The 3,849-nt window shown below is 36.0% G+C and carries 3 protein-coding genes and 1 pseudogene; all 4 read left to right on the top strand.

Annotated elements, in window-relative coordinates; genetic code table 11:
• Positions 1-146: 146 nt before the first annotated feature.
• The 4 genes and pseudogenes from FYJ57_RS14825 to FYJ57_RS15995 all read left to right on the top strand — a co-directional run bounded on the left by FYJ57_RS14825 (position 147) and on the right by FYJ57_RS15995 (position 3,445).
• Entirely contained in the window at positions 147-404 is a 258-nt protein-coding gene (locus tag FYJ57_RS14825) for a hypothetical protein (protein WP_154433252.1), read from the top strand.
• Between the two features lie 524 nt (positions 405-928).
• Positions 929-1,270 (top strand): annotated as a pseudogene (locus tag FYJ57_RS16455) (DUF4240 domain-containing protein); the annotation flags it as partial.
• A gap of 92 nt (positions 1,271-1,362) precedes the next feature.
• Positions 1,363-2,634, top strand: a complete 1,272-nt coding sequence (locus FYJ57_RS14815) for a hypothetical protein (RefSeq protein WP_154433251.1) — start codon at positions 1,363-1,365, stop codon at positions 2,632-2,634.
• Between the two features lie 100 nt (positions 2,635-2,734).
• Positions 2,735-3,445, top strand: coding sequence for a TIR domain-containing protein (locus FYJ57_RS15995; RefSeq protein WP_205840011.1), 711 nt, complete (start codon positions 2,735-2,737; stop codon positions 3,443-3,445).
• Positions 3,446-3,849: the final 404 nt, after the last annotated feature.

Below are 3,849 nucleotides of genomic sequence, written 5' to 3'. Positions count from 1 at the left end.
TGTTCGCAACGGACTTTGTGAGTGATTTTATCCATAAGATGTTCCTCCCTAAAAAACCTTAGATTTTTTAGAGTAATTATCTCACAAAAACTAGCAAGCGACACGGTACCGGCTATTCACCGTTTACGATTCAATTTGGGTATCCCATGTATTTTGAGGATTATAGGGATGATCCGCAGAAACTTCAGAAGCTGGTGGTCGATTACAGGCCACAGCCGGGATTTAAGGCGGGCGTGTCGCTGGTGGAAACAGAGCATTCGGAATATCCGGGATTTATAGCCAGGACAATGACGATTTATTTTGCCCCGGAGTGGTATCTTTCCATATACATGGATGGAAAGATGCTACTCCGGGGCAAAAGACAGAGCGAAAAGAAATTGGCGTTGATACGGCATGCTACCTGATTGAGGTCGATGGACGATATGAGGATATTAAGACAGGCGGCGATGGTTATTGAGGAGATTACCAGGAACTCTACCGTGAAATAAATGGGAAAAAATATATAGATGCCGTGATTATTTCGATAGCCATGCCTGATGAACAGTCCTTTGAGGGGATGAAGCGTCTGGCAGAGTATTTTTTTGAGGATATGAGCCAGGAGATGGTGACGAAAAAAGCAGGCAGGAAAAAGAGCAGGAAAGATCGTGAGGTTTATCCACAAGTATAATGAGGGAGGCTTGATATGGGCAGAAAAATAACGGAAATAAATAAAGAAACTTTCTGGCAGCTCATTGAAGAAACGAAAAATCAATGCGGGCAGGATATGGACGCATCTATTTCCTAGATCACAAAAGAACTGCTTAGTATGCCACCGGAACAATCCCTGCAATTTCATGCGATTATACACGGGTACCGGGATGCAGCCGATAAATACGGGCTTTGGACAGTAGCCACCCTTATAAAAGAGTATGGCTGATCGGATGACGGATTTATGGATTTCAGGGCATGGCTGATCGCGCAGGGGAAAGAAATCTATATGGCGGCGTTGGAGAATCCGGATCCCCTGACAAAAGTAGATTTCCTAGTCGGGTACTATAACGTCTTATTCTACTTAATGTTTAGAGTTGGATTAGACGAATACAAGAAAAATATTCTTATTGATCGGATAAATAGTGGAGAAAAAATGATGATGAAAGATATTTATAGATGGTGCAAAAGTCATCAAGTGCCATTTTGGACGAAGTTTATTTATCGCAGAGACTTTTCGGTCACAGCTAATATATGGAATTTGTATTCATATTGTAGATTTAAATGGGAGATGGCAGGATAAGAAATAGTTTCTAAGAGTATTGCTTGTGGCGGTATTTGTAAATATATGGTAAAATATAATATCATATTTTGTCGATGTTGGGAGGCGAAAGGATGCCGTCATTAAGTCAGTCAATTATTACGAATATTGGAGCAGACTATATAGAAACATATCTGAAAAAGAAAGGATTTTCCCGGACGGATGAAGAAAAGGGGCAGGAATTAAAATATTGGGTAGATAACTTATTGAAAGAGAAAAAAATAGATATTGATGAGTTCGAAGAATTTCTATTTAGTGAATTATTTTGGGGCAAGAGAAAAACAATTCAAATATATAAGCTTGATAAGACAAAAGATTATAGATATCCTCGTGATTGGGAACTCCCACTAGAGGAAAAGTATAATATTGACTCATTAAATTTTTTTAATATTTTAGGATCAATTCCCAATAGTGAAGAACCGAGAAAAATTGCATCTGTATGTTCAGAAGAAAATCTGAAGGGCGAATTGGTAAGAATACGATTATTGTTTGCATGTTATATACAGGTAAACGGGGATAGGGGATATAAAGATTCAGTAGCTTATATACCGGTTGAGGTTGACTTTAGCAGAAAAATTATGCTGATTAAAGCATGGACAAGGCAGCAAATTGCACATGAGGAACATAAAGCGTACAGTCTTATGGACCATATAAAAAGATTAATGGGAATTGAGTTTAAGGTTGCGACAAGAAATTATATGTCAGAACATAAAAAAATTCTCTTTCTTATGAGTAAAAGCCTTATATATGAAGCATATTCTCATGTCCCGACCTATAATGAAATTGAGAACATAGATGGAGTTATAAAAAATTTTATTGAGGAAACTTTGAGTGGATTATCTCTAAGAAATGTAGAAGTTAATGAACAAGGAAAGCCTGTCTTAGCGGAGGGTGTAATGGACTTTGAGGCTGAGGTAAGAAATGTACTTGAGGGTTTGGCAATTAGCGATTATTTCTTTGATAGAGATTTTGACGAAATTTGGAAAATGGGACTAGAAGCAGTTGTAGCAAGGGTAAAGTTTAATGATGAAGAAAGAGTGCTTACTTCATTAAGCGGAGAGAATACTTCAGCACCTATTTTTTGCACTAAGACATTTATGTCATTGAAGAATAGAATGGAAGAAGCTGAGAGAATAGAGACTTTGTGGATTACAATGGATCGAAAGAAAGGAAATTTAAATCTGAAATTCGATGCCTCAAATATGGAATACTTGGAAATCTTAATAAAATATGGTATTCGGTTTAACGAGACAGATATGAATTCAGCTTTAGAAATATATGAAAAGTATGAGACAAAACTTAATCAAAAGATTGCAGAACAAAGTAAAATCGCAATCGGTCAATAGTCTTAAAAATATATATCCAGATAAGATTGTTGAGTGGTTGGAAATACCTGATAGAGAAGTCTATGACTTGATAAAGTACTTGCATGATCAAAGAGTCATTGTGTTTAAGTACAGATTAAAATGTAGTTGTGGAGAAATATGTACAGTTTATGAAAACAAATTAATTCACGACAAGCAAATTAATTGTGAAATATGCGGTAAGGAGTTTACTATAAGTGATATAGAGGAAAAATCGGATATTATTTATGAGATAGACAAAGAAGAATTGCTAGAGTTAGAAAATGGAAATGTTGATTTTAAGATATTACCGGATATTAAAGGAAAAGTTGTTTCAATCACAAAAAAACAGGAAGAAAGGCAGGAGCAAAAAGTTATGGAAATCTTTATGGGAAGCTCGTCAGAGGCAAAGGATTATATGGAGGAAATTGCAGCAAAGATAGAAGAACTTGAGGAAAAGCCGTTATTATGGAATGCATCAGGGAAAGGAATATTTATTCCCGGAACAAATACAATAGATTCCCTAATAGCAATATCAAAGAGAGTACAGGCTGCTGTGTTTATTTTTAATGCGGATGATAAAATATGGAATGATAAATCTGCATTGGAATCTTCAGATACGGTAAGAGATAATGTATTGTTTGAATATGGGTTATTTATGGGAGCATTGAGTAAAGAGAATGTGTGTTTTGTTTGTAAAGGAAAACCGAAATTGGCTTCTGATTTGAAAGGGATTACATATATTGATGGAGACTTAGGTGATATCCAAGTAAAACTTAAATTAAAGGATTGGATTAATGAAATGAAAAAGTAAAAAGAGTTATGAGAAACTGTTCAAAGATGGACGATTTCGCAACAAAAGGTGGCAAAACGATACTATGAAGTAGATGAAAATGTGTCAATTTATAAAAGATAAAAAGCCGATTTCTTAAAAACGCAGAGATGTGGACTGGCATCTACTGCGTTTTTTGCATATAAGATGAAGTATAGGTTAAATAAAGAAGTAAACGCTCCATAGTGTGTACCTTGGAAAATTCCTGATCTTTGAGATAATCAGAGTAAAGACTTTTACTCTGTCAAAAAAGTTAAGCCTTAACTTTTTTGACATCTCAAGGGAGGATGACTATGAGTACAAAAACATCTTTAGTTGCACGTCAGTACAGGCTCCAGGAATGGGCCACACAGATACAGGACTGCAAAAACCGGCCATCTGACATG

It is taken from the genome of Oliverpabstia intestinalis (genome assembly GCF_009696065.1).
GTDB lineage: Bacteria > Bacillota > Clostridia > Lachnospirales > Lachnospiraceae > Oliverpabstia > Oliverpabstia intestinalis.
This window is presented reverse-complemented; position numbering and strand designations above follow the sequence as displayed.